Source organism: Piscinibacter sp. PDB1-1 (genome assembly GCF_056675995.1).
In genome coordinates, this window is the sequence record NZ_JBWVZJ010000002.1 from 592,479 (window position 1) to 616,786 (window position 24,308).

18 protein-coding genes are annotated in these 24,308 nt (G+C 66.7%); 9 read left to right on the forward strand and 9 right to left on the reverse strand.

What is annotated here, in order from left to right:
* Positions 1-78: 78 nt before the first annotated feature.
* Positions 79-1,269 carry an acyl-CoA dehydrogenase family protein gene (locus AC1KAR_RS14405; RefSeq protein ID WP_480318830.1) on the reverse strand — a complete coding sequence of 397 codons (1,191 nt, stop codon included), beginning with the start codon at positions 1,267-1,269 and terminating at the stop codon, positions 79-81.
* 16 nt (positions 1,270-1,285) lie between these two features.
* Positions 1,286-2,050, reverse strand: a complete 765-nt coding sequence (locus AC1KAR_RS14410; protein ID WP_480318831.1) for an SDR family NAD(P)-dependent oxidoreductase — start codon at positions 2,048-2,050, stop codon at positions 1,286-1,288.
* Between the two features lie 188 nt (positions 2,051-2,238).
* Here AC1KAR_RS14410 and AC1KAR_RS14415 point away from each other — a divergent pair, with 188 nt between their 5' ends.
* A complete protein-coding gene (locus AC1KAR_RS14415; RefSeq protein ID WP_480318832.1) occupies positions 2,239-3,117 on the forward strand; it encodes an SDR family NAD(P)-dependent oxidoreductase in 879 nt (292 codons plus the stop codon).
* Positions 3,118-3,291: 174 nt separating this feature from the next.
* Here AC1KAR_RS14415 and AC1KAR_RS14420 read toward each other — a convergent pair whose 3' ends face one another.
* Positions 3,292-4,533 carry an acyl-CoA dehydrogenase family protein gene (locus AC1KAR_RS14420; RefSeq protein WP_480318834.1) on the reverse strand — a complete coding sequence of 414 codons (1,242 nt, stop codon included), beginning with the start codon at positions 4,531-4,533 and terminating at the stop codon, positions 3,292-3,294.
* Between the two features lie 223 nt (positions 4,534-4,756).
* Between AC1KAR_RS14420 and AC1KAR_RS14425 the strand changes: the two genes are divergently transcribed.
* The 7 genes from AC1KAR_RS14425 (at position 4,757) to AC1KAR_RS14455 (ending at position 13,335) form a co-directional block, all read left to right on the forward strand.
* Positions 4,757-5,731, forward strand: coding sequence for an alpha/beta fold hydrolase (locus tag AC1KAR_RS14425; RefSeq protein WP_480318836.1), 975 nt, complete (start codon positions 4,757-4,759; stop codon positions 5,729-5,731).
* 304 nt (positions 5,732-6,035) lie between these two features.
* Positions 6,036-6,992, forward strand: coding sequence for an ABC transporter permease (locus AC1KAR_RS14430; protein ID WP_480318838.1), 957 nt, complete (start codon positions 6,036-6,038; stop codon positions 6,990-6,992).
* 75 nt (positions 6,993-7,067) lie between these two features.
* Complete coding sequence (locus AC1KAR_RS14435) at positions 7,068-7,961, forward strand: ABC transporter permease (protein ID WP_480318840.1); 894 nt, start codon at positions 7,068-7,070, stop codon at positions 7,959-7,961.
* Positions 7,962-8,085: 124 nt separating this feature from the next.
* Positions 8,086-9,780: an ABC transporter substrate-binding protein gene (locus tag AC1KAR_RS14440; RefSeq protein WP_480318842.1), complete on the forward strand. Its 1,695-nt coding sequence runs from the start codon at positions 8,086-8,088 to the stop codon at positions 9,778-9,780.
* 154 nt (positions 9,781-9,934) lie between these two features.
* Positions 9,935-10,930 carry an ABC transporter ATP-binding protein gene (locus AC1KAR_RS14445; RefSeq protein WP_480318844.1) on the forward strand — a complete coding sequence of 332 codons (996 nt, stop codon included), beginning with the start codon at positions 9,935-9,937 and terminating at the stop codon, positions 10,928-10,930.
* A gap of 42 nt (positions 10,931-10,972) precedes the next feature.
* On the forward strand, positions 10,973-12,025 hold the full coding sequence (locus AC1KAR_RS14450; RefSeq protein ID WP_480318846.1) for an ABC transporter ATP-binding protein: 1,053 nt from the start codon (positions 10,973-10,975) through the stop codon (positions 12,023-12,025).
* Between the two features lie 35 nt (positions 12,026-12,060).
* Positions 12,061-13,335, forward strand: coding sequence for a TetR/AcrR family transcriptional regulator (locus AC1KAR_RS14455; RefSeq protein WP_480318848.1), 1,275 nt, complete (start codon positions 12,061-12,063; stop codon positions 13,333-13,335).
* Positions 13,336-13,407: 72 nt separating this feature from the next.
* On the opposite strand, the gene AC1KAR_RS14460 is transcribed toward AC1KAR_RS14455, so the two are convergent.
* Together AC1KAR_RS14460 and AC1KAR_RS14465 are read right to left on the reverse strand one after the other, a co-directional pair.
* On the reverse strand, positions 13,408-13,863 hold the full coding sequence (locus AC1KAR_RS14460) for a hypothetical protein (protein ID WP_480318850.1): 456 nt from the start codon (positions 13,861-13,863) through the stop codon (positions 13,408-13,410).
* Between the two features lie 89 nt (positions 13,864-13,952).
* Positions 13,953-16,145 (reverse strand): carbohydrate binding family 9 domain-containing protein, encoded by a 2,193-nt coding sequence (locus AC1KAR_RS14465; protein ID WP_480318852.1) that lies wholly within the window; start codon positions 16,143-16,145, stop codon positions 13,953-13,955.
* 258 nt (positions 16,146-16,403) lie between these two features.
* On the opposite strand from AC1KAR_RS14465, the gene AC1KAR_RS14470 reads away from it, so the two are divergent.
* Positions 16,404-16,673 carry a hypothetical protein gene (locus AC1KAR_RS14470; RefSeq protein ID WP_480318854.1) on the forward strand — a complete coding sequence of 90 codons (270 nt, stop codon included), beginning with the start codon at positions 16,404-16,406 and terminating at the stop codon, positions 16,671-16,673.
* A gap of 92 nt (positions 16,674-16,765) precedes the next feature.
* Here the strand turns inward: AC1KAR_RS14470 and AC1KAR_RS14475 are convergent, their stop codons facing one another.
* The 4 genes from AC1KAR_RS14475 to AC1KAR_RS14490 all read right to left on the reverse strand — a co-directional run bounded on the left by AC1KAR_RS14475 (position 16,766) and on the right by AC1KAR_RS14490 (position 24,152).
* Positions 16,766-17,806 (reverse strand): DNA topoisomerase IB, encoded by a 1,041-nt coding sequence (locus AC1KAR_RS14475; RefSeq protein WP_480319436.1) that lies wholly within the window; start codon positions 17,804-17,806, stop codon positions 16,766-16,768.
* 56 nt (positions 17,807-17,862) lie between these two features.
* Positions 17,863-20,385: a DNA ligase D gene (ligD, locus tag AC1KAR_RS14480; protein ID WP_480318856.1), complete on the reverse strand. Its 2,523-nt coding sequence runs from the start codon at positions 20,383-20,385 to the stop codon at positions 17,863-17,865.
* A gap of 12 nt (positions 20,386-20,397) precedes the next feature.
* Entirely contained in the window at positions 20,398-21,306 is a 909-nt protein-coding gene (gene ku / locus AC1KAR_RS14485; RefSeq protein ID WP_480318858.1) for a non-homologous end joining protein Ku, read from the reverse strand.
* 125 nt (positions 21,307-21,431) lie between these two features.
* Complete coding sequence (locus tag AC1KAR_RS14490; protein WP_480318860.1) at positions 21,432-24,152, reverse strand: EAL domain-containing protein; 2,721 nt, start codon at positions 24,150-24,152, stop codon at positions 21,432-21,434.
* Positions 24,153-24,308 lie beyond the last annotated feature (156 nt).

The following is a 24,308-nucleotide window of genomic DNA, read 5'->3' on the forward strand; positions in this document are numbered from 1 at the left end:
CCCGCTCAGCCTGAGGTATCGAAGGCCGGCGCAGGCCGTGGAAGGCTTCGACACCTCAGCCTGAGCGGTTGGTACTTATCAAGCGCCAGGGAGGTTCAAGATGCGCTTGGCAATCACATTGAGCTGCACCTCGCTCGTGCCGCCCTCGATGGAGTTGCCCTTGGTGCGCAGCCAGGTACGTGCTGCGGCGCCGTCGCGGGAGCGCTCGCCTTCCCACTCGAGCGCATCGCTGCCGCCTGCCTGCATGAGCAGTTCGTGGCGGCGCTTGTTGAGCTCGGCGCCGTAGTACTTGAGCACCGAGCTGAAGGCCGGGTTGCCGTGGCCGGCACGGGCTTCGTCCATGGCGCGCTCCATGGTCAGGCGGAAGGCCGCTTCGTCGACCTCGAACTGCGCGATCTGCGCGCGCAGCAGTGGGTCGGCCAGGCGCCCGCTCGCATCAGTGCCCACCAGGCCTGCCGCCACCACACCCAGCGGCTTGGCCGCGCCGCGGTCGCCGATGCCACCGATCATCTCGCGCTCGTGCGTCAGCAGGTACTTGGCGACATCCCAGCCGGCGTTGAGCGTGCCCACGAGGTTCCTCTTCTCGACGCGCACGTTGTCGAAGAAGGTTTCGCAGAACGGCGACTTGCCCGAGATCAGCAGGATGGGCTTGGTGCTCACGCCAGGCGAGGCCATGTCGAAGAGCACGAAGCTGATGCCAGTGTGCTTCTTGGCCTGCGGGTCGGTGCGCACCAGGCAGAAGATCCAGTCCGCCTTGTCGGCGTATGAGGTCCAGATCTTCTGGCCGTTGACGATGAAGTGATCGCCCTTGTCATCAGCGCGTGTCTGCAACGAAGCGAGATCAGAACCCGCGTTGGGCTCGGAGTAGCCCTGGCACCAGCGTATCTCGCCGCGCGCGATGGGCGGCAGGAACTCGAGCTTCTGCGCGTGCGTGCCGAACTTGAGCAGCGCGGGCCCCAGCATCCAGATGCCGAAGCTCTGTACCGGCGCGCGGGCGCCGATAGCGCGCATCTCCTGCGCGAGCACCTTGGCCTCTTCGCCGCTGAGCCCGCCGCCACCGTACTCCTTGGGCCAGGTGGGCACCGTCCAGCCCTTGGCGGCCATGCGTTCGAGCCACACGCGTTGCGCGTCGGACGTGAACTTCCACTGGCGGCCGCCCCAGCAGACATCGTCTTCGCTGGTGATGGGCTTGCGCATCTCGGGCGGGCAGTTCTGCGCCAGCCAAGTGCGCGTTTCCTCGCGGAAACTTTGCAAGGTGTCGGTGCTCATGGGTTCACCCGGATGGTCAGATGGTCACGCCGCCGTCGATCACGAGCGCCTGGCCTGTCATGAACGAGCCCGCCTTGGAGGCGAGGAAGACCGCCGCGCCGGCGATCTCGTCGGGCTCGCCGATGCGGCGCAGCGGCGCGTTGGCGGTCGAGCGCTTGAGGGTCTCGGGGTTGTCCCACAGCGCCTTGGCGAAGTCGGTCTTGATGAGGCCCGGCGCAATGCAGTTCACGCGGATGTTGTGCTGGCCGTACTCGACCGCCAGGTTGCGCGCGAGTTGGAAGTCGGCCGCCTTGGAGACGTTGTAGGCGCCAATCACCGGCGAGCCGCGCAGGCCACCGATCGACGACACGATGATGATGGCGCCATCCTTGCGCTCGATCATCTGCGGCACCGCGAAATTGATCAGCCAGTGGTTGGCAATCACGTTGTTCTCGAGGATCTTGCGGAACTGGTCGTCCTCGATGCCGGCCATGGGGCCGTAGTAGGGGTTGCTGGCGGCGTTGCACACCACGATGTCGACCTTGCCGAGCTGGCGCGTGGTCTCGTCGATCAGATGCTTGAGCTCGTCCTTCGACGAGATGTTGGCGGGGATCGAGATCGCGCTGCCTGCGCCATAGGCCGCGTTGATCGACGCCGCCACTTCGGCACACGGCTCGGGCTTGCGCGACGAGATCACCACCTTGGCGCCCTGCTCGGCCATGCGCTCGGCAATCGCCTTGCCGATGCCGCGCGACGAGCCTGTGATCACGGCAACCTTGCCGGCGAGTGAGAACAACGACATGACAGTTCCTTGCTGGTTAAATTGGGGGCCAAACGAAGGCCGTTTCAGACCGGGCTGGCTGGACGAAACGCTGAACGAAACGACCAACCGACTTTTCTAACCCGATGTCTCCGCGTGATGAGTCTCCCTGTGAAAACAGGGCTTCTTCAGAGCGCAGGAAAACATACCAGATTGTTTGAAAGAGAACCATGAGCATTAGTTTTACCGACCGTGTCGCGATCGTGACAGGCGCAGGTGGCGGCCTGGGCCGTGAGCACGCCCTTGCACTCGCCAGGCGTGGCGCGAAGGTGGTTGTCAACGACCTGGGCGAAGGCGCACAGAAGGTCGCCGGCGAAATCAAGGCAGCAGGCGGCCAAGCGATCGCGGTGTCGTGCTCGGTCACCGACTTCGATGCCGTGCAAGCCATGGTCAAGACCACGGTGGACACCTGGGGCCGTGTCGACATCCTCGTCAACAACGCAGGCATCCTGCGCGACAAGAGCTTCAGCAAGATGGAGATGGCCGACTTCAAGCTCGTGGTCGACGTGCACCTGATGGGCGCCGTGTACTGCACCAAGGCCGTGTGGGAGATCATGCGCGCGCAGAAGTACGGCCGCATCGTCCACACCACCTCGTCGTCGGGCCTCTTCGGCAACTTCGGCCAGTCGAACTACGGCGCCGCGAAGATGGCGCTGGTCGGCCTGATGCAGACGCTCTCGCTCGAAGGCGCGAAGGACAACGTGAAGGTCAACTGCCTCGCACCGACTGCCGCCACCGCGATGACCGAAGGGCTGATGCCGCAGGTGGTGCTGGACAAGCTGGCGCCCGCAGCCGTGACGCCTGGCTTGCTGTACCTGGTGAGCGAAGACGCACCCACCCGCACCATCCTCAACGCCGGCGCCGGCACGTTTGCGCGCAGCTACGTCACGATGACGATGGGCACGCACATCGGCACAGGTGACGATGCGGATGACCAGGTCGCAGCGCAGTTCGAGGTGATCTCGGATCGCGATCAAGAGGTCGTGCCGGAGAGCGGCGCCGAGCAAGGGCGTAACGAAGTGGGCAAGGCGATGCAGGCCGCAGGCTGAAGCGGATCACGCACCGCACCACCATCTGAGCGGGACTTCGATACCTCAGCCTGAGCGGGCTGGGGCTCACGAAGCCACCCAATGACAAGGGCCTTCGATCGCCTCCGGCCGCTCAGCCTGAGGTATCGAAGGCCCTCTTGGCCCCTCATCCATCAAGGGGCTCGGAAGAAGCTCTTACGCCTTCGGCGCGCGATATTTCCCCATCTCCAATCGCGCGATCGTGCGGTTATGCACCTCATCCGGCCCATCGGCCAGGCGCAGCGTGCGGATGCCGGCGTACTGCTTGGCCAGGCCTGCGTCTTCGCTGACGCCGGCGCCACCAAAGGCCTGGATCGCGTCGTCGATGATCTTCAGCGCCATGCGCGGGGCCTGCACCTTGATCATCGCGATCTCCAGCTTGGCAACCTTGTTGCCGACCTTGTCCATCATGTCGGCCGCCTTGAGGCACAGCAGGCGCGTCATCTCGATGTCGATGCGGGCGGTGGCGATGCGCTCTTCCCACAGCGAGTGGTCGATGATGCGCTTGCCGAAGGCCACGCGCGATTGCAGGCGCTTCATCATCTTCTCGAGCGCCAGTTCGGCGCTGCCGATGGTGCGCATGCAGTGGTGGATGCGGCCCGGGCCGAGGCGGCCCTGTGCGATCTCGAAGCCGCGGCCTTCACCGAGCAGCAGGTTCTCGGCCGGCACGCGCACATTGGTGAACACCACTTCGGCGTGGCCGTGCGGCGCGTCGTCGAAACCGAACACCGGCAGCATGCGGACGATCTCGATGCCCGGGGTATCGAGCGGCACCAGGATCTGCGACTGCTGTGCGTGCGCGGGCGCATCGGGGTTGCTCTTGCCCATCACGATGGCGATCTTGCAGCGCGGGTCGCCCACGCCGGACGACCACCACTTGCGGCCGTTGAGCACATAGTGATCGCCGTCGCGCTTGATCTCCATCGCGATGTTGGTCGCGTCCGACGAAGCCACGGCGGGCTCGGTCATCAGGAAGGCGGAGCGGATCTTGCCGTCGAGCAGCGGCTCCATCCACATCTTCTTCTGCTCGTCGTTCGCGTAGCGGGCCAGCACTTCCATGTTGCCGGTATCTGGCGCCGAGCAGTTGAAGACTTCGGAACCGAAGACCACCTTGCCCATCTCTTCGGCACACATGGCGTACTCGAGATTGGTGAGGCCGGCACCGCGGTAGGGGCTGTCTTCAGGCAGCGAATCCTTGGGCAGGAAGAGGTTCCACAGGCCTTCCTTCTTGGCGACGGCCTTGAGCTCTTCGACCACCGGCACGACCTGCCAGCGGTTCTCGCCGAAGTCCTTCATCTGCTTGTAGTAGGTCGGCACGGCTGGGTAGACGTGTTGGTTCATGAAGGCGATGACGCGATCGCGCCAATACGCCTGCCGTTCTGACATCGTGAAGTTCATGGCTCATCTCCGTTGTTGAAGTTGCCGTCTGCGCGCCCCGGCGCTTGCCCGGTGGCACAAGCCCTGAATCTCTGGCAGACTGATTTTTCTAATCTGCCTTAGTGGGGGCGCGCGCAACGCCAGTTCACTTTATAGAACATCACTGGCCGAGGGCCAGTCTCGCGTGCGACAAACGGGTTTTGCCCACCTGCATACCTGAGTTTCCATTCCGGACACCCATCCCGTGACCGAACTCTCTGCCAAAGAAGCCAACATTCAAGCCCCCTTGGCCGCCTTCAATGGCGAGAAACCCGAGTCCCCGCGCTGGTTCGACGAGGCCCTGCAGCGCACGCCGCAGCGCAGTGTCACCGAGGTCGGCGGAACGCCCATCGAAACCCTCACATGGGGCGAGGTCGGCAAGCCCGGCCTGCTGCTGCTGCACGGCAACCGCGCCCACGCCGACTGGTGGAGTTTCATCGCACCCTTCTTTGCAGATGACTACCGCGTGGCCGCACTGTCGTGGTCGGGCATGGGCGGCTCGGGCTGGCGCGACGCCTATTCCATCGACACCTTCGCCGGCGAGATCGGCGCGGTGATCGAATCCACCGGCCTGATGCAGGGCCCGAGAAAGCCCGTGCTGGTGGCGCATTCGTTCGGAGGCTTCCCGGCATTGCGCTTTGCCGCGCGCAATGCAGCCCAGGCGGGCGGGCTGGTGATGGTCGATTCGCCGGTGATGACGCCCGAGATGCGCAAGGCACGCCGCCGCCCCGGCGCGCCCAGCAACAACGACCCGCGCCCCACGCGCGTCTACGACGATCTGCCGAGCGCATTGGCGCGCTTCCGCTTCGTGCCGCCCCAGGTGTGCAAGAACCTCTACATCGCCGACCACATCGCGCGTGGCGCACTCAAGCAGGTGCCGCGAGACGGCAGCACAGGCGACCAGCAGGGCTGGACCTGGCGCTTCGACCCCTACCAGTGGCGCGACATGCGCATGGAGAACCCGGTGCCCGACTTCGCGGCGCTGCCCTGCCCGGTCGCCATCATGTGGGGCGCGCAGTCGGCGCTGTTCGACGACGAGGTGCTGGCGTACATCGCGAGCCTTGCGCCTGCCGGCTCGCCGCGCATCGAGATCCCTGCGGCGCGCCATCACCTGATGGTGGATCAGCCGCTGGCATTCATCACCGCATTGCGCGGCTTGCTCGCTGCCTGGCCTCGCTGACGCAAAGCCGAAACGCGATCTGCCGAGCATGCACGAGTTCCGTGCATCAAACCCGCGTTTTCCCTCATTTCGAAAGAATGGTATGGCCGTGCGGGGCTGCCATTCAGCCTCGGCTAAGTGTTTGCCCTGCAAGACGCAGCCGCGTGTTCGATGGATGATGGCCGCGTTGGCGCAGCCCGTGTTGCGCACGAGATCGAGGCGAGCGAATGCAGACAGGATTCCTTCAGGCCGAAGATTGGGTATGGCGGCAACAAGCCACCGACACTGCGGCCAGCAGCGATGCAAAACGTGAGGTGAACGGCTGATGCGCGGCTACGTCGTCCGGCGACTGCTGTCGCTGTTGCCCACGCTGTTCTTCGCCAGCCTGATCGTGTTCGTGACGGTGCGCCTGATCCCCGGCGACATCATCGACTTGATGCTCAGCCAGAACGACATGGGCGCCGACACGCTGAGCCGCGATCAGGTCGTCGCTGCGCTCGGCCTCGACCGGCCCATGTGGGAGCAGTACTTCCGCTGGGCGGGCAACATCCTCTTTCGCGGCGACTTCGGCAACTCGCTGTGGCAGAACGCACCCGTCACCGACTTCCTGCGTGCTCGCCTGCCCGTCACCTTCGAGCTGGGGCTGCTCGCGCTCATCATCGGGCTGATGATTGCGATTCCGATCGGGGTCTACTCCGCGATCCGCCAAGACACCGCCGGCGACTACATCGGCCGCTCGTTCTCCATCCTGCTGCTGGCGGTGCCCAGCTTCTGGATCGGCACCATGGTGATGGTCTTTCCGTCGATCTGGTGGGACTGGTCGCCCGAGGTCGAGTACGTACCCTTCTTCACCGACCCGTGGCAGAACCTCAAACAGATGATCATCCCGGCGATGATCCTCGGCGCCTCGCTATCGGCCATCACGATGCGGCTCACGCGCACGATGATGCTCGAGGTGCTGCGCCAGGACTACATCCGCACCGCCTGGGCCAAGGGCCTGTCGGAGCCGCTGGTGGTGGTGCGCCATGCACTGCGCAATGCCTTGATCCCGGTGGTCACGCTGATCGGGCTGCAGGCGCCGCTCTTGATCGGCGGCGCGGTGATCATTGAGCAGATCTTCGTGATCCCGGGCATGGGCCTGCTGCTGCTCGACGCCGTGAACCAACGAGACTACCCCATCATCACCGGCGTCTTTCTCGTGGTCGGCCTGGCCGTGATGGTGATCAACCTGATCGTCGACCTGAGCTACGGCCTGCTCGACCCCAAGGTGAGGTACCGCTGATGAGCACGCAGGTCCACGCCACGTACGAACCCTCCCGCCTGGCGGGACCGAGCGCAGCGCGAAGGGTGCACTGACATGTCCGCCGTCCTCAACGACCTCGCCACGCGCGCCGTCTCGCGCCCGCCTTCGCGCGGCATCCTCGGCCGCCTGATCCGCACCAAGCCGCTCGGTGCCGCCGGTGGCGCGGTGCTGCTGTTCATGCTTTTGTGCGGCATCTTTGCCGACGTGATCGCACCCTTCGGCTTCAACGAGCTGAACATGCTCGAGCGGCTGCAGGCGCCCTCGTGGGCCCACTGGTTCGGCACCGACAACCTGGGGCGCGACATGCTCTCGCGCTGCATCTATGGTGCACGGCTGTCGGTGATCATCGGCTGCTCGGCGGCGGCGCTTTCCACCATCATCTCCATCGTCATCGGCGTGGTCAGCGGCTACGCGGGCGGCCGCACCGACATGATCATCCAGCGTTTCGTCGATGCATGGATGAGCTTCCCGAGCCTGATCATCCTGATCGTGGTGGTGTCGATCTTCGGCCCCGGCATGATGCAGACCATCCTCACGCTGGGCATCCTGCTCGGCATCGACGGCTCGCGCATCATCCGCAGCGCCGTGGTCGCGGTACGCGAGAACATGTACGTGCACGCCGCGCAGTCGCTCGGCGCGTCGGTCGTGCGCATCCTGTGGAAGCACATCCTGCCCAACGTGATGCCGGTGGTGATCGTGATCTTCACCACCCGGGTGGGCACCGTGATCCTGGCCGAATCAGGCCTCGCCTTCCTGGGCCTGGGCGTGCCGCCGCCCGCGCCCACCTGGGGCGGCATGCTCTCCGGCAGCGGGCGCACGTACATGTTCCAGGGCCCGTGGCTGGCCCTCGCCCCGGGCCTGTGCCTGACCGTGATGGTGTACGCCACCAACGTGTTCGGCGACGCCCTGCGCGACCTGCTCGACCCTCGCATGCGCGGCTCGCGCTGATCCCCCTCCCCGACACCGGCATCCGCCCGCGCCGTGGTCGACATCGAAGTCCAAGCAAGCACGTAGAAGTGAGATGGGCACGAACCCCGGCCATGCCGGACTGCAATTCCGCTAGGAGACGCGAATGAAGAAGATGAACCTCAGTCTGACCGCCTGCGTGATGGCCGTGGCCGCCGCACTGGCGCCCGCGGTGGCCAGCGCGCAAGGCAAACCGCAGTACGGCGGCGAGCTGCGCCTGGGCACGGTGTATGTCGGCATCTCGGCCCTGTCGTGGGACCCGGCCGACTACAACTGGAAGATCAACCACGACGCCGGCGGCCAGTACGAGGTGCTGTGGTCGGGTGACCTGTCGAAGTCGGTCAAGAACGGCGGCAAGCATCAGTTCGTGGCCGATGCCTGGCTGCCCACCGACGCGATCCGCGGCGAGCTCGCCGAGAGTTGGAAGTGGATCGACCCGCTCAAGCTGGAGGTCAAGCTTCGCAAGGGCGTGATGTACCCCGAGAAGCCGGGCGTGATGAAGTCGCGCGAATTTGTGGCCGACGACGTGGTGTATGCCGTCGAGCGCCAGCAGAAGAGCCCGAAGAAGATCCCCGAATACCTTGACCACATCGGCAAGGTCGAGGCCGTTGACAAGCACACGGTGGTCTTCAACTTCAAGCACTACAACGCCGAGTGGGACTATCGCTGGGGCTGGGGCTACTACTCGGCCATCGTGCCCAAGGAGGTGGTCGAGGCCGGCGCCTCCAACTGGAAGAACGTGAACGGTACGGGGCCCTTCCTGCTGCAGGACTTCCAGTCCGGCAACTCGAACACCTATGTCAAGAACCCCAACTACTGGGACAAGGAAAAGATCGGCGGCGCCGAGTACAAGCTGCCCTTCGTCGACAAGGTCACCTACCGCACCATCAAGGACGAGGCCACGCGCTACTCGCTGCTGCGCACCGGCAAGCTCGACATCCTCGAAGTGATTCGCGCCAGCGAGGTCGAAGACCTGAAGAAGCAGGCACCGCAACTCAAGTGGTCGCGCACGCTCGGCATGGTCGGCACCTACATGGCCATGCGCACCGACGTGAAGCCGTTCGACGACATCCGCGTGCGCCGCGCGATGAACATGGCGGTCGATCGCCAGGCCATCATCAAGTCGATCTACAGCGGGCACGCCGAAATGTTCGGCTTCCCGATGCACCCGGACTACAAGGGCTACTACGAGCCGCTCTCGGCCATGCCACAGGCGGTGCAGGAGCTGTACACCTACAACCCGACCAAGGCCAAGCAGTTGCTGACCGAAGCCGGCTTCCCGAACGGGTTCAGCTTCAAGGTCCAGTACAACGCCGTGAACACGCAACACGGCGACCTGGTACAGATGCTCGCCGCGTACTACGACAAGATCGGCGTCAAGCTCGAGATCCAGCCGATGGAGTACCCAGCGTTCCTGTCGGCCATGACCACGCGCACCAACGCGCCGCTCTACCTGATGGACAACGGGCACACCAACCCGACCACTTCCATCCGCAAGAACTTCGTCAAGGGCCAGGTCTGGAACCCCTCGCAGTGGGACGACCCTGCGTTCGCGAAGAAGGTCGACGACGTGCTCGCCGAGCGTGACGAAGGCAAGCGCCAGATCATGCTCAAGGTGATGACGCGCGAGATCCTCGAGAAGGCACCGTACGTGTGGTTGCCCACCGCCTACAACCACGTCGCGTGGTGGCCGTGGGTCAAGAACTACGACGGCGAACTGCGCGCCGGTGCCGTGCGCCCCTGGCCGATCTACAGCCGCATCTGGATCGACCAGGAGCTGAAGAAGAAGATGGGCAAGTGAACGATGACGGCCCCTCGCCCGGCGCGTACGCCGGGCGATCCCCCGAGGGGATGCGGGCCGGCCCTTCGACCAAGCTCAGGACATGCTTGGGAGCGGCCCGGCGCTCGGCCCGCCGCCGCCTCCACCGCTGAACGACCGATCGGAAGCAATCGCCTTGACTGAACCCCTGCTCCAAGTCCGCGGCCTGACAACGCGCTTTCGCACCGAGCGCGGCGAAGTCACCGCAGTCGACAACGTCTCCTTCGACGTCGCACCAGGCGAGACGCTGGCCATCGTTGGCGAATCGGGCTCGGGCAAGAGCGTGACCGCGCTCTCGATCCTGCGCCTGATCCCCAACCCGCCCGGGCGCATCGAGAGCGGCGAGATCCTGTTCGAAGGCAAGGACCTGGTGAAGCTGAGCGACGCCGAGATCCGTGCCGTGCGCGGTGACCGCATCGCGATGATCTTCCAGGAGCCGATGACCTCGCTGAACCCCACCATCACGGTGGGCAAGCAGATCGGCGAGCCGATGAACCTGCACCGCGGCACACCGTGGGAGCAGGCCATCAAGGCCGCGGGCGACCTGCTGGCCAAGGTGCGCATCCCTGATGCGCACACCAAGTCGGGTGCCTACCCGCACCAGTTCTCGGGTGGCCAGCGCCAGCGCGCCATGATCGCCATGGCCTTGGCCTGCAAGCCGCGGCTCATCATTGCCGACGAGCCGACCACCGCGCTCGACGTCACCGTGCAGGCGCAGGTGCTCGATCTGTTGAAGGAGCTGTGCCGCGAGACGCAGGCGTCGCTGATCCTCATCACGCACGACCTCGGCGTGGTGGCGCGCTACGCCGACCGCGTGGCGGTGATGTATGGCGGGCGCATCGTCGAGCAATCCACGGCGCGCAACATCTACAAGAACCCGCAGCACCCGTACACCCGCGGCTTGCTGGCGTCCGTGCCCCGCCTCGATGGCGACTCGTCGCAGCGCCTCGTGCCCATCGAAGGATCCCCGCCCGACCTCTCGCGCCTGCCACCGGGCTGCGCCTTCGCGCCCCGCTGCCGCTACGCGAGCGCACAGTGCAACGAGCAGCGCCCGGTGCTGCGCGAGGTGGGCGAGCAACACACCATGGCGTGCATCCGCGACATCAACGCCGTCGCTCCTGCCGCTGCCTGACCCTTGCACGCCAATCTCGCTATCCATACGAACTGCCTGCCCATGAGCGCTACCCCTCTCTCCAGCCCAGGCGACGCGCTGTTGCGCGTCGAGAACCTGAAGGTCCACTTCCCGGTGTTCTCGGGCGCCGTGATGCGCAAGCAGGTCGGCGCCGTGAAGGCGGTGGATGGCGTGTCGTTCACGCTGCGCCGCGGAGAGACGCTCGGGCTCGTCGGTGAATCCGGCTGCGGCAAGTCGACCACCGGCCTGGCCGTATTGCGCATGCTCGACATCACCTCGGGCCGGGTGGTGTTTGAAGGTGACGACATCACCGCGCAAGACAAGCGCACCGGGCGCTTCCGCCGGCGCATGCAGATGGTCTACCAGGACCCGTACGGTTCGCTCAACCCGCGCATGACGGTGGCCGACATCGTGAGCGAGCCGCTTGAGGTCTACAAGATCGGCGACGCCGCCCAGCGCCGCGCCCGCGTGGCCGAATTGCTCAGCACCGTGGGCCTGCTGCCCGACATGGCCGACCGCTATCCGCACGAGTTCTCGGGCGGCCAGCGCCAGCGCATCGCCATCGCACGCGCGCTCGCCCTGGAGCCCAGCCTCATCATCTGCGACGAGCCGGTGTCGGCGCTCGACGTGTCCATCCAGGCGCAGGTGGTGAACGTGCTGGTCGAACTGCAGCAGCGGCTCGGCCTGTCCTACCTCTTCATCGCGCATGACCTGGCCGTGGTGCGCCACATCAGCCACCGCATCGCGGTGATGTACCTCGGCCGTATCGTCGAGATCGCTTCCAAGGAAGACCTGTACCAACGCCCTTTGCACCCCTACACCCGTGCGCTGATGTCCGCCGTGCCGGTGGCCGACCCTGAGATCGAGGCCCAGCGCCCGCGCGTGGTCGTCACGGGCGAAGTGCCCAGCGCGCTGCGCCCGCCTTCGGGCTGCCGCTTCCACCCGCGCTGCCCCGAAGCCATGGACGTGTGCAAGACACAAGACCCGGCGCTGCTCGACATGGGAGCCGACCGCGCCGTGGCCTGCCACCTGCATACGCAAGGGCAGGCGCAGTCGGCGCCGGTGCGCATGCCGGTTTCAACGCGCGCCGCATAGCGGCCCGGGCTGTCGGCATAATTCGCCGCCCACCGATGCCCGCCCGCAAACCCTCCCCGTTGCAGATGCCCGCAGCGCAGCCCGCCCAGACCCAGCGCTTCCAGGAGAAGCGCGACGCCATCCTCAACGCGGCGGCCAACCTGTTCAACCAGCACGGCGTGAAGGGCGCGACGCTCGCCGACATTGCCAGCAGCGTGGGCCTGGTCACCAACAGCGTCACGTATTACTACCGCAAGAAGGAAGACCTGGCGACTGCCTGCTTCCTGAGATCGATCGACGCCTTCCGCCAGCTCATCGAGCGTGCCGCGCGCGAGAACAGCGTGGAGGCTCGGGTGCGCGAGTTCTTCCGCCTTCACTCGGCGATGCTGGCCGAGATTGACCGCGGCACGCAGCCGCCCATGCTGCAGTTCAACGACATGCGCGCCCTGCCGGGCTCGCACTTCGAGCAGGTGTCCGCCGCCTACAACGAGATGTTCAGGCGCCTGCGCGAGATGCTGCGCGGCCCGCAGACGGCACAGCTCGGCCGCGCCGACCTGGCCGCCCGCACTTACGCCGTGCTGTCGGTGGCGCACTGGGTCCGCGGCTGGATCGATCGCTACGAAACCGACGAGTACGAGCGCGTGGGCGAGCGCGTGAGCGACATCCTGATCCACGGCAGTGCCGGCCCGCGCTCGAAGTGGAGCGTGCCCACCGCCGCCGAGTTGAACTGGCAGCTCACGAGCGACGCCGATGCGCCCTCGGAGGCCTTTCTGCGCGCGGCCTCGACGCTCGTCAACGAGCAGGGCTACCGCGGCGCCTCGGTCGACATGATCTCTGCCCAGCTCAACGTGACCAAGGGTTCGTTCTATCACCACAACGACAACAAAGAAGACCTGATCTCGGCCTGCTTCGAGCGCACCTTCGCGGTGATCCGCCGTGTGCTGAGCCTGTCGGCCACGATCGAGGGCAGTGCCTGGGATCGCGCCTGCGCCGCCTCGCGCGCCTTGGCGCGCTTTCAGCTTTCGCCCGAAGGCCCGCTGCTGCGCCAGGGCGCGACCAGCGCTCTTTCCGACCCGGCCCGGCGCTCCGAGATCCGCCGCACCATGAGCCGTCTCAACGAGCGCTTTGCCGGTGTGGTGGTCGACGGCATCGCCGACGGCTCGATCCGGCCATTGCATCCGGTGATCACGGCCCAGGTGGCCAGCGGGCTGGTCAACTCGGCGTCGAGCCTCGGGCACTGGATGCCCGGCGCCTCGCAGGACAACGTGTCCGAGGTGTTCGTGCGGCCGATCTTCATGGGCATCCTCTGCCCGCCGAGCAAGCTCGGCTGAAGTCAATTGCGCTCGGGCGCATTCTGAGAGCGCCCTGGCGCGGACAGGTAACCGCCGGCTGTTGCACCGAACTCAGATGCCCCGCTCGCCAGGGGTGGCCGGAGCCGTCACGGTGACGCCGAAGTACTTCCTGGCCATCGCCGGCCCGATGGGCAGCGCGCCGGCCGACACATTCGCGGAGAAACACAGCGCATGCGGCGGCTCGCTGCGCTTGATCAAGGTGGCGAAGACCCAGTCGCCCTGCTTGCGGCGCCACAAGGCGATGGCTGTCGGGTAATACCCGTCGCGCTCGATCATCGGGAAGCGCCGCACGATCTCGCTGGCCACGAGGAAGCGGTCGACTTCATCGAGCAGCGTGCCGTCTTCGCCAGCGTGGAAGCTGAGCGTGGCATCGCGGCTGGCGCAGTTCTCGATCACGGTGGGCACGGCGGCGCGGCGCGGCTTCTTCCCCGCCGCAGGCTCGGCCGCAAGCGGTGGCGCGATGACCAGACAGGACGCCAGGCACCACAGACGAATGTGCTTGTTCATGGCTGTCTCCTCGGCCGGCCAGCATGCGCCCGCAGGGCGCGTGCGTCAATTCAGCCGCACCGCGGCGATGCAGGTCTTGCGCCGAGAGATCAGACGTCGAAGTTCCAGACCCATTTGATGGTGGCAGAGGTGCTGCGGCTCGCGCGCGGCAAGCCAGTGTCGGCGTCGATGTAGCTGTGGTCGAGCGCAAGCAGCCATTCGCGGCCGTGGGCCCACGCCCAGCGCACCCGCAACATCGCGCCGAGCTCGCGCGAGACGTTGTCCCATTGCACGAGCGCGGTGCTGGAGAGCCGGTTTGTCGGCACGTACTCCACGCGTGCCAGTCGCGTGTTGACGACGAAGCGGCCGCTGGCAAGCTCGATGTCGTTTCGGCCCGCGCCGCCCTTGACCAGCCAGTGCCTGTTGGGCCGCCAAGTCAGCGCTCCGTTGAGATCGCGCCGTGTCCCGTCGTAGAAGCCGCCGTGGCGCCAGTCACCGCTGATTGACAGCACGCGGGCAGGCGAGGTCTCGCCCACCAGGTAGAACGAGTGCCAACGATAGTGGCCGGCCGGGAGCTGGACGCCCGGCAGCAACTCGTATCCGCTCGCGAGCCGGTCCTCGTCGAAGAAGATCTCGGGCAGCAGGAAGTCACCGGCGGCATTCATCAACTCGACCTCGGGATTGATCTGCACCGAGCGCTCGCTGCCGTCGAGGCGGCGGCGCAGCGCAAAGTCCATTCCCGGCAGCACATGCCCGCCGGACTCGGTGAGGTGCCACCACCCGACGCTTCCTTCCGCACGCGCCACGCCTGCCTCGGCCAGGAAGCCCAGCGCCGGCAGGAAACTCTCGTCCACCCGCTGCAGCGCGAGCATGCCGGTCAGGCCTTCGTTGGGATAGTCCAGGCTGGCGCCGATCGCGCGGCCGCTGCCCAAGCCATCGTTGGACGATTGCTGCATCCACGCGTTGAGCTCCAAGGTGCGCGAACCGAAGACGCGGGTGTCGCGCCACTGCCCGTCCACGCCCCAGAGGTGGCTGCCGCCGGTGCCCTGCGGGTTCCCGGCGGTGGCGATCACGCCCAGCCGCCCGTGATCGCCCAGGCCGCGCGCCGCGCGCACCACGCCGACCTGCGCGCGCTGCTGCCCCGGCAGCTCGCCGGGCGCGACCTGCGCGCCGAGCGCACCGAACTCGATCCCGGCGGCGGTGCCGGCGAGCTTGAGCCCGGCCTCCAGATCCAACACTTCGCCGTCTTCACCGATGCCCACGCGGCGCGAGAAGAACGGCAGGGTCGAGTCCTCCAGCCCGCCAAAGCTGAAGCGCCCGGCATCGCGCAGGAAGAACTCACGCTTCTCCGGCACGAACAAGGGGAAGCGGGTGATGTTGACCACGCGCTCGTCAGCCTCGGCCTCGCCGAAGTCGACGTTGAAGGCGGCCGTCGTACGCAAGCCGCCTTCGGATTGATGGAACAGTTCGAGCCCGGGTTCCAGGCGCGTGCGACGCACACCATCGATATCGCGATGCGTGATGCGCACCGATGGCTTGACGCGCAAGCCCAGGCCAGCCGAGTCGGGCACGGCGCCGACGAGCGGCAGTGCCTCGGTGAGCGTGCTCACTTCCTTGTCGGCACCGGCATAGGCCAAGCGCACTCGCTGCTGCTCGGCCGACATCCAGCGCTCGGCATTGAAGCGCCAGGTGGCCGCGGCGCCGGGTCGCACGCCCAGAGAGGCCAGAGGAATGGCGATCTCTGCCGTCCAGCCGGCATCGTCGACACGCGCTTCGCTGTGCCACAGGCCGTCCCAGTCGTCACGCAGGCGGCTGCCGTCGAAGACCAGGCTGTCGCGCTGCGTGCCGTTGGGGTTGACCAGGAGGGCGAAGCCATTGCGCCCCTGTCCTTCCACATCCAGAACGATCAGCACGTGATCGTCGAACTCGATCGCCGCGATGTCGCGTCGCATCTGCTGCGCAACGAGGCGCGAGGGGTCGCGCTCGGTGGCTCGTACTGAGATGTACAGCGTCTGCCCGTCGTGGCCGAGGCGAAGCTCCGTGCGTTGGCTCGCAGGGCGGCCCGCGTGAGGCGTGGCTTGGAGGAAACCGTCGAAGAGCGTCGCCTCCTGCCAGATCGGATCGTCTGGTTGGCCGTCGACGAGCGGCGCGGCCGACAGGCGGGGGACCGCCGGAATGGCGGGCACGGAGGCCATCGGGCTGCCAGCGCAGGCCAGCAGGCTCGAACCGACGAGCAGCGCCCACACCCGCCTCACACCGCACAGCGGCCCGACACCGCTCGCCCCACCCCAGATCAACGCCATACCCGTTCGCCGTGTGCGCCTGCACATGAGCCACGCGCAGCAACGGTGGGCGAATGAGAGGCTAAATAGGAATCATTCTTATTGTAATATCACGCGGAAGCTTGTATCAGTGCGCTGGAACGCAGCCGTTGGTGTGGATAACCATCCGGGCATTTCACTCTTTCCAACACCAAACGCCCGCTTCGTGTCACTATCTACCTTTTGCGGCACCGGAATCCGCGCTGACGAGCGCGATTTCCAAAGATTGAGGAAAGCACTTTGGCAAAAGACATCGTCAAAACGAAGATCCAGGCAGACGGCCTGCGCTACAAGACCAAGGAGGGCGGCTCTCCGTTCGCCAGCGCTGGCGACTTCCAAGCCGGGACCATGTCATGTTTTCTGTGCGGCAAGCATCGCCCCCGCAACACCCTGAAGACCCGGCGCCTGCTGGGCAAGGCGCAGCATGTGTGCGCCCCATCCTGCAAGGAAGCCGAAGAAGCCACCGCGGCCCGCAAGTCGGGTTCGACGACCACACCGGTCACTGCCTGATCCGGCGAGACCCATGATGAGCGGGCCCCAGCGGCCCGCTTTTTTTCGCCTGTGCTTTTCAGGCCGCTGCAGTGGAAGCCTGCGCCCGCACATCACGGCGCATCGGGCAGAAAGGCAATCAAGCGGCACTCGTACACACTGAGCCCGCGCCGGCGCTTGGAGGCGCAACGGCCCCATTCGCCCATGCCCCCTTGGCTGGCCGCATCCAGCAAACCCGGATGGACGTACGACTTGCGGCACACGGCCAGCGTATTGCCGAGCCGGCTTGCCACTTGGCGCAGGACCTCGTTGACAGCACGGCGGCTCACCGGACCGGGATGCTGCAGGCCGCATAGCAGTTGCAAGGCATGCACGCTCGCATGCCAGGTGCGGAAGTCCTTGGCGGTGAACTCGTCGCCACTCAACTCGCGCAGATAGGCGTTGACCTCGGTCGAACCCACGCAGTGCATGTCGCCGGATTCATCCTGGTACTGGAAGAGGTCCTGCCCCGGCATCGCCTGACAGGCGCGCACGACGCGGGCGACGCGCGGGTCGTCGAGCGCGACCTCATGCCACACACCACTCTTGCCGCGAAAGCGCAGACGCAGCCGGCTGCCCTGCACGGCCGCATGACGGTTGCGCAGCGTGGTGAGTCCGAAGGAGCCATTGCTTCGCGCGTACTCGTCGTTGCCGATGCGAACGAGCGTGGTGTCGAGCAAGCGCACCAGTGCGGCGAGCACCGACGTGCGGCTCCCCAGCGGGGCCGCGATGTCGCGCTGAACCTTGGCGCGGATGCGCGGCAGCGCCAGGCCGAACTCGCGCATGCGCTCGAACTTGGTGGCATCGCGCGCCTCGCGCCAATCGGGGTGATAGCGGTACTGCTTGCGCCCGCGCGCATCGCGCCCGGTGGCCTGCAGGTGGCCTTGCGGTTCGGGGCAGATCCAAACCTCTTCGTAGGCCGGCGGGATGGCCAGCTGGCGGATTCGCAGCAACTCGCGCGCATCGCGCAGCGCGCGGCCATCCGGGCGGCGGTACTGGAAGCTCTCGCCGCGGCGCACGCGCCGAATGCCCGGCATGGCGTCACTCACATACACGAGGCCGTCGGGTGCCATGTGGTCGCCGAGGTCGTTGGTCACGTCATTCGAGGCACGCATGAGCTTGGGTGCTGCCTTGGCGCGGCCCGGCGCTCGTCCCGAGGCGGGTGCCGCGCTCATGCCGCCGCCTTCTTCTTCCAGTCGAAACCCAGCGCCTTCATGGGCTTGACGAGGCTTTGGCGCGCTGCGGCATAGCCTTCCCACGGCGCGTTGCCGATGGACAGGCGCTCGCCCACCGTGAGCACGGTCCACTGCGCAGCGCTGCGCAAGTCGTCGAGCTCATCCCACGCCAGCGGCACCGAGATGCCCATACCCGGCCGCGCGCGGGCCGACCAGGCCGCCACGGTGGTGGCACCCCACCCGTTGCGCAGGTAATCGACGTAGATGCGGCCCACACGGTTCTTCGGCCCGCTCTTGGCCACGAAACGCTGCGGGATCACTTCGGCCATGTGCGCCACGATGGTCTGCGAGCAGGCCTTTACCGTGTCCCAGTCGAAGCGCGGCGTGAGCGGTACCACCACATGCAAGCCCTTGCCACCGCTGGTCTTGAGAAAGCTCGCCAAGCCCAGCTCGTCTAAAAAGGCCTTCAGCAGCTGCGTTCCTTCACGCACATGCGCCCAGCTCACGCCTTCGCCAGGGTCGAGATCGAACACCATGCGGTCGGGCTTGCCGATGGCGCGCGTGCTTGCGTTCCACGTATGGAACTCGATCACGTTCATCTGCGCGGCCGAGAGCAACCCCAGCGTGTTCGTGATGGCAAGCAGCGGCGCGTGCTCGGGGTCGAGCTTGCGGTCGAGCACCTGCACGTTGGCAAGCGCCCTGCCCTCGGCATGCTTCTGGAAGAACTGCTCGCCGGCCACGCCCTCGGGCGCGCGCAGCAGCGACGCGGGCCGCTGGCGCAGGTGCGGGAGCATCAGCGCGGCCACCTGCGCGTAGTAGGCGACCAGCGCGCCCTTGCTGAGCTTGCTTTGCGCATCGATCACCCGCTCGGGGTGAGTCACGCGGAACTTCGGCGGCAACGTGGCCGCGGCAGGAGAGTCGTTCACGTCCAGGGCCTCCTCTTTGGTGATGCGGGCCGGCGGCTTGTCGCTGCGCAGCCCATGGAACACGGCGTGCCGCACATGACCGCCCTTCGTCCACTGCGCGAACGACACCTCGGCAACCAGCTTGGGTTTCACCCAATGCGGGGTGACACGCCTGGTGGTGCCGACGCGGCTCGGCGCGTCGACGAACGGCGGCTTGCCGGTCTCGATCGCGTCGAGCTGCGTGCGCAGCGCCATCAAGGTGCGCTGGTCGAAGCCGCTGCCCACGTTGCCCGCGTAACGCAATTGGCCGTGTTCGTCGTGCACGCCCAGCAGCAGCGAACCCAGGCCGCCACGCATGCCTTGCGGGTCGGTATAGCCCCCGATCACGAACTCCTGGCGCGCGGCGATCTTCAGCTTGACCCAGTCGGTGCTGCGCCGACCGCGGTACGGCGAATCGGCGCGCTTGCCGATCAAGCCTTCGAGCCCGGCTTCGCGTGCCGATGCCAAGAGCCGCTTCGGGTCTTCGTCGAATGCCGCACTGAACTGCACGGCGTCGCCCTTGCGCTGGCCCACCCATGCGGCCAGCCGGTCCCGGCGCTCGTGAAGCGGCAGCTCGCGCAGGTCCTGCCCGTCATGGAAGGGCATGTCGAACACGAAGTACTGGATCGCCTGTGTGCGCTGCGCGTCAAAGGCGTTCTGCAGGGCCTGGAAATCGGGCACCCCGTTCTCGCCCGCCACCACGATCTCGCCATCGAGCCAGCCCGAGGCAATCTTCAGCGCGCGGATCTTCTCGACAAGCTGCGGCAGGCGGTGTGTCCAGTCGTGGCCGTTGCGAGTGAAGCAGCGCACGTCGTCGCCCTCGATGCGCGTGAGCAAGCGGTAGCCATCGAACTTGATCTCGTAGAGCCAGCCCGCGTCACGCGGCACCTCGCTGACCAGCGTGGCGAGCTCGGGGGAAAGCGACAGCGGCAGCGCGACACGATCACCCCCGCTGCGCACGCCACGGCGTACTGGTGTGAGCTTTGTTGCCACGCCGCCCGCCTCGCGCGGCTTCGATGCTGGCGGGGCCTTCATCACGCTGTCTGGCAACGCCTCGACCACGTCGTACTCGGCGGCCTCGCGGGCCGCGTCATCGTGCTCCTTGATGAGAAGCCACGCGGTCTGGCGCTCGTCGTCTCGCTTGCGCATGCGCACCAGCGTGAAGGCACCGTGCAGCTTGTGGCCGTGCAACTCGAACTTCAGCTTGCCGGCCCGGTAGCCCGCACGCGCATCGCCGATCGGCGCCCACGTGCCGCGGTCCCACACGATCACCGAGCCGGCACCGTAGTGCCCTTCGGGGATCACACCTTCGAAGTTGCCGTAAGACAGCGGGTGGTCTTCGACCTCGACCGCCATGCGCTTGTCGTGCGGATCGAGGCTCGGCCCCTTGGGTACGGCCCAGCTCTTGAGCGTGCCATCGAGTTCGAGGCGAAAGTCGTAGTGCAGGCGCCGCGCGGTGTGCTTCTGCACGACGAAGCTCAATTCGCCGGCCGAGCTCCGCACCTCGCCGCGTGGCTCCGGCGTGTGGCGGAAATCGCGCTTGCGCTGGTAGGCGGCGAGGTTGCTCGTGCCCATAGCGTATTCGACTCAGGCGGCGCGCTTCTTCTTCGCCACCGTGCGGGCGGTCGCCTTGGCCTGTGCTTTGGCGGCCGCCCGCTGTGGGGATTTCGCGGCCGGCTTGTCCGCAGCCTTGCCGCGCAGGCTCTGGCGCAGCAACTGGGTGAGGTCGATGACGTCGGCCGTGGCCTGGCCCGGTGATTCCTCTTCGGGCTGCAGCACGGTCTCGGTGTCGCCGGCGCGGGCCTTCTTCTCCACCAGCGCCATCACCTGGTCCTTGAACCGGTCGCTGAACTTCTCGGGGTGCCAGTGCGTCGTCAGCTCGTCGATCAACTGGCCCGCCATGCCGAGCTCGCGCTCATTCAGCCCGGCTGCCTTGATGCCTTCCTTGGGCAGGCGCAGGTCTTCCCAGGTGCGGATGTCGGCGCCCCAGCGCAGCAGGTTGAGCACCAGCGCCGGCCCGGCCGGCACCAGCGCGGCCAGGTGCTCCTTGGTCTGGATCACCACGCGCGCCAAGCCCACGCAGCCCTTCTTCAGCATCGCTTCGCGAAGCAGGGCGTAGACCTTCTCGCCCTTCCCGATGGGGGCGAGGTAATACGGGCGATCCAAGTACACGAACGGGATCTCGCTGGCGGGCACGAACGCCTCGATGTCGATCGACTGCGTGGAGCGCGGGTACACCGCCTCGATCTCTTCGGGGCTCAGCACCACGTACTTGCCATCGCCATAGGCCACGCCCTTGACGATGTTGCTCTTGTCGATCTCCTTGCCGGTGCGCTTGTTGATGCGCTTGTACCCCACCGGGTCCATGCTGCGCTTGTCGAGCCAGTCGAAGTCGACCCCGCTCTCGCTGGCGGCCGAATGCAGGCTGACCGGGATGTGGACCAGCCCGAAACTGATGGCGCCCTTCCAGAGGGCGCGAGAGGCAGTAGTGGCCATGGGAGCCTCGCTTCAACAATGCGGCGCGATGAATGCGCGACGTGAAACGATCCTAGGAGCCCCACCCCGGTTGCGGCCAGTGCGCCGCACCGTGTTTCGATGTGGGACTGCGCCTACCCTGCGCGTCAGGCGGACACGAGGCGCTGCGCAGCTGCCGGCTGCGTAGCCCCGTCGCCCACGAGCGCATCACCCAGCGGGCGCGGCTTCTCGACGCCCCAGCCCTGCACGTAGTCGACGCCCAGGCCACGAAGCATCTCGATGGTGGTGTCGTTCTGCACGAACTCGGCCACCGTGCGCAGGCCCATGCGGTGCGCGATCTTGTGGATCGCCTCGACCATCGCGAAGTCGACCGCGTCGCTCGACATGTCCTTCACGAAGGCGCCGTCGATCTTCACGTAATCCACCGGCAGGCGCTTCAGGTAAGTGAAAGACGACATGCCGGCGCCGAAGTCATCCAGCGCGAAGCGGCAGCCCAGCTCGCGCAGGCCGTGCATCAGCTTCACGGCCACGTCGAAGTTGCCGACCGCCGCGGTTTCGGTGATCTCGAAGCAAACGAGCTGCGGGGCGACACGATGACGGCGCAGCTCCTGCCGCACGAAATCGACCAGCGTCGCATCGGCCATCGAGGCACCCGAGAGGTTGATGCTGAAGCGCGCCGGCAGCCGGCACTGCCGCGCAAAGCCCGCGTGCATCGCCAGCGCCTTGCTGATCACCCAGCGGTCGATCGAAGGCATCAGGCCATAGCGTTCGGCGGCCGGGATGAAGGCCATCGGCGCGACGATCTGGCCGTTGTCGTCCTGCAGGCGGATCAGCACCTCGACGCTCTCGTAGCCGCCGCCGCTCTCCTGGATGGATGCGATGCGTTGCGCGTACAGCACGAAGCGGTCTTCGGCGAGCGCACGCTGAAGCCGCGAGAACCAGTCCAGCTCGCCGTTGCGGTGGGCGACGGCGGTGTCGGCCTCGTCGTACACGTGAACGCGGTTGCGCCCGCCTTCCTTGGCCACGTAGCACGACGAGTCGGCCACGCGCATGAGGTCGGAGCGAGAGTACTGGTGCGCCTTGAAGGGCACGAGGCCGATGCTCACGCTGAGCTGGAAGCTGCGCCCCTCCCACACGAAGTGCAGTTCACTGACCGCGCGGCGCATGGCCTCGGCCACGCGCAGGGCAGGCTCGATCGGACAGGACTCGAGCAGCACGCCGAACTCGTCACCGCCCAGGCGCGCCAGCGTGTCCTGTTTGCGGATCTCTTGCGCGAGCAGCTCGGTCACCTGCTTGAGCAGTTGGTCACCAGCCGCATGGCCGCAGGTGTCGTTGACGACCTTGAACTGATCGAGGTCGAGCAGCATCACCACGCCGCTTGCAGCCGCTTCATCGGACGCGAGCGCGGCGTCGACGCGCAGCTCGAACGCGGCCCGATTGACGAGGCCGGTCAGCAGATCGTGCGTGGCCTGGTACGACATCTCGGCGGCGAGCTTCTTGGCCGGGCTCACGTCGTGGAAGACGAGCACGGCACCGGCCGCAGCGCCCTGGCGATCGAGTATGGGCGTGGCCGAATCTTCGATGGATCGCGGCGAGCCGTTGCGGTGCAAGAGCACCGAATCGCGCGGGGCGCGCGCCTGCGCACCGCCGCGCGCCAGATCTTCGAGCCCGAAGCCCAGCCGCTCGCGCGTATGCGGGTGGACCAGGCTGGCCACGTCGCCGAGCGGGCGGCCCAGCGCGTCGGTCATCGACCAGCCTGTCATCTCTTCAGCGGCCGGGTTCAGGTAAGTGACGTGGCCCTGGAGGTTGGTGGTCGCCACGCCGTCGACGATGGAGCGCAGCGTCACTTCCAGCAGCTCTTTCTCGTGGAAGAGACGCAACTCGGCCTGCTCCTTCTCGCCCATGGAGCGGCGCAGCCTGCGCGTCTGGCGCGTGAGCAGCACCGCCACGATCAGGATCACCAGCGCAGCCGCAGCGGCTGCCGTTAGCGTGTTGCGGCGCAAGGCCTCGTAGCCCGCCATCGAGGTGGATGCCGGTACGGCCACCATGGCGTAGAGGTCGTGGCCAGGCACAGCGCGCACGGCGGTGAAGCGCACCACGCCATCCGACGGCGTGGGTGCGGGCGCCATGCTGCGGTCCATCTGGTTCGACAGGCGCACCATGCGGTCGCCATCGATCAGGTCACCCGAGGTCTGCGTATCCCCCGCCAGCCGCGAGCGGTAGATGCCGTCGCCGCCCAGCACGCCGACCAAGTTGCCGGGCCGTCCATTGACGACGAAGTTCTCGGTGAGGCGGGCGGCATCGAAGGCCAGCAGGACGGCGCCTGCGAAGCTGCCGTCGGGGCGCTGCAGGGCGCGCGCCGCCGGCACGTGCCAGTGCTGCGCAGCCTCGTCGAATACGGGTTGCCCCACGGCCAGCCCCGCGCGAGCGCGTGCTGCCAGAAGGTGCTGCTGCTCCTCCACAAACAGGGCGCTCTCTGGCACGGCGCCGCAGGCGTCGGTCTTGGAGATCACACGGCCGGAGGCGTCGACCACCGCCACCGAGATGCGGCCTACGGGCGCCAGCAGGCCGTGCGCTTCGAGCGTCACGAGGTCGGCCGTGCCGTCGAGTTCACGGTGCTGCTCGACCAGGATGGCCGTGCGGTTCACCTCGTCGAGAAGCCTTTGGACGCGATCGCTCAGCCGCTGGGCCGCGCTGTCGACCTCGCTGTGGGCGAACTGCACGCTGCTCGCGTGAGCCTTCTCCAGCGTCCACCAGGTGGCGCAGCCCAAGCCGGCCAGCAGGCTGCCCGCGACGCCACAGGCAAGGGCGTACAGGCGCGTGCTGGCCGAGAGAGACCGCCAAGAGTTGAAAACGAGTTTGAGCATGGCCCACAAGGCGAAGGTTCACCTCATGTATCGGGCGCACTCGCCTGGCCTTGAGTGCCCGGCGTTCCGCTGCGCGGCACAGCCGTCCAATAAACCGGGGCAAACGTGACAGGTTGTGCAAACTGCACGGCGGCCGGCGCGTGCCCTGCGAGTGCT

Bases quoted from the DNA above. Each gene is read 5' to 3' on its own strand.
- AC1KAR_RS14415 (WP_480318832.1), top strand. From the start codon at position 2,239: ATGAGCATTAGTTTTACCGACCGTGTCGCGATCGTGACAGGCGCAGGT.
- AC1KAR_RS14460 (WP_480318850.1), bottom strand. From the start codon at position 13,863: ATGAACAAGCACATTCGTCTGTGGTGCCTGGCGTCCTGTCTGGTCATC.
- AC1KAR_RS14405 (WP_480318830.1), bottom strand. From the start codon at position 1,269: ATGAGCACCGACACCTTGCAAAGTTTCCGCGAGGAAACGCGCACTTGG.
- AC1KAR_RS14420 (WP_480318834.1), bottom strand. From the start codon at position 4,533: ATGAACTTCACGATGTCAGAACGGCAGGCGTATTGGCGCGATCGCGTC.
- ku (WP_480318858.1), bottom strand. From the start codon at position 21,306: ATGGCCACTACTGCCTCTCGCGCCCTCTGGAAGGGCGCCATCAGTTTC.
- AC1KAR_RS14440 (WP_480318842.1), top strand. From the start codon at position 8,086: ATGAAGAAGATGAACCTCAGTCTGACCGCCTGCGTGATGGCCGTGGCC.
- AC1KAR_RS14430 (WP_480318838.1), top strand. From the start codon at position 6,036: ATGCGCGGCTACGTCGTCCGGCGACTGCTGTCGCTGTTGCCCACGCTG.
- AC1KAR_RS14450 (WP_480318846.1), top strand. From the start codon at position 10,973: ATGAGCGCTACCCCTCTCTCCAGCCCAGGCGACGCGCTGTTGCGCGTC.
- AC1KAR_RS14435 (WP_480318840.1), top strand. From the start codon at position 7,068: ATGTCCGCCGTCCTCAACGACCTCGCCACGCGCGCCGTCTCGCGCCCG.
- AC1KAR_RS14465 (WP_480318852.1), bottom strand. From the start codon at position 16,145: ATGGCGTTGATCTGGGGTGGGGCGAGCGGTGTCGGGCCGCTGTGCGGT.
- AC1KAR_RS14475 (WP_480319436.1), bottom strand. From the start codon at position 17,806: ATGCGTGCCTCGAATGACGTGACCAACGACCTCGGCGACCACATGGCA.
- AC1KAR_RS14455 (WP_480318848.1), top strand. From the start codon at position 12,061: ATGCCCGCCCGCAAACCCTCCCCGTTGCAGATGCCCGCAGCGCAGCCC.
- AC1KAR_RS14490 (WP_480318860.1), bottom strand. From the start codon at position 24,152: ATGCTCAAACTCGTTTTCAACTCTTGGCGGTCTCTCTCGGCCAGCACG.
- AC1KAR_RS14410 (WP_480318831.1), bottom strand. From the start codon at position 2,050: ATGTCGTTGTTCTCACTCGCCGGCAAGGTTGCCGTGATCACAGGCTCG.
- ligD (WP_480318856.1), bottom strand. From the start codon at position 20,385: ATGGGCACGAGCAACCTCGCCGCCTACCAGCGCAAGCGCGATTTCCGC.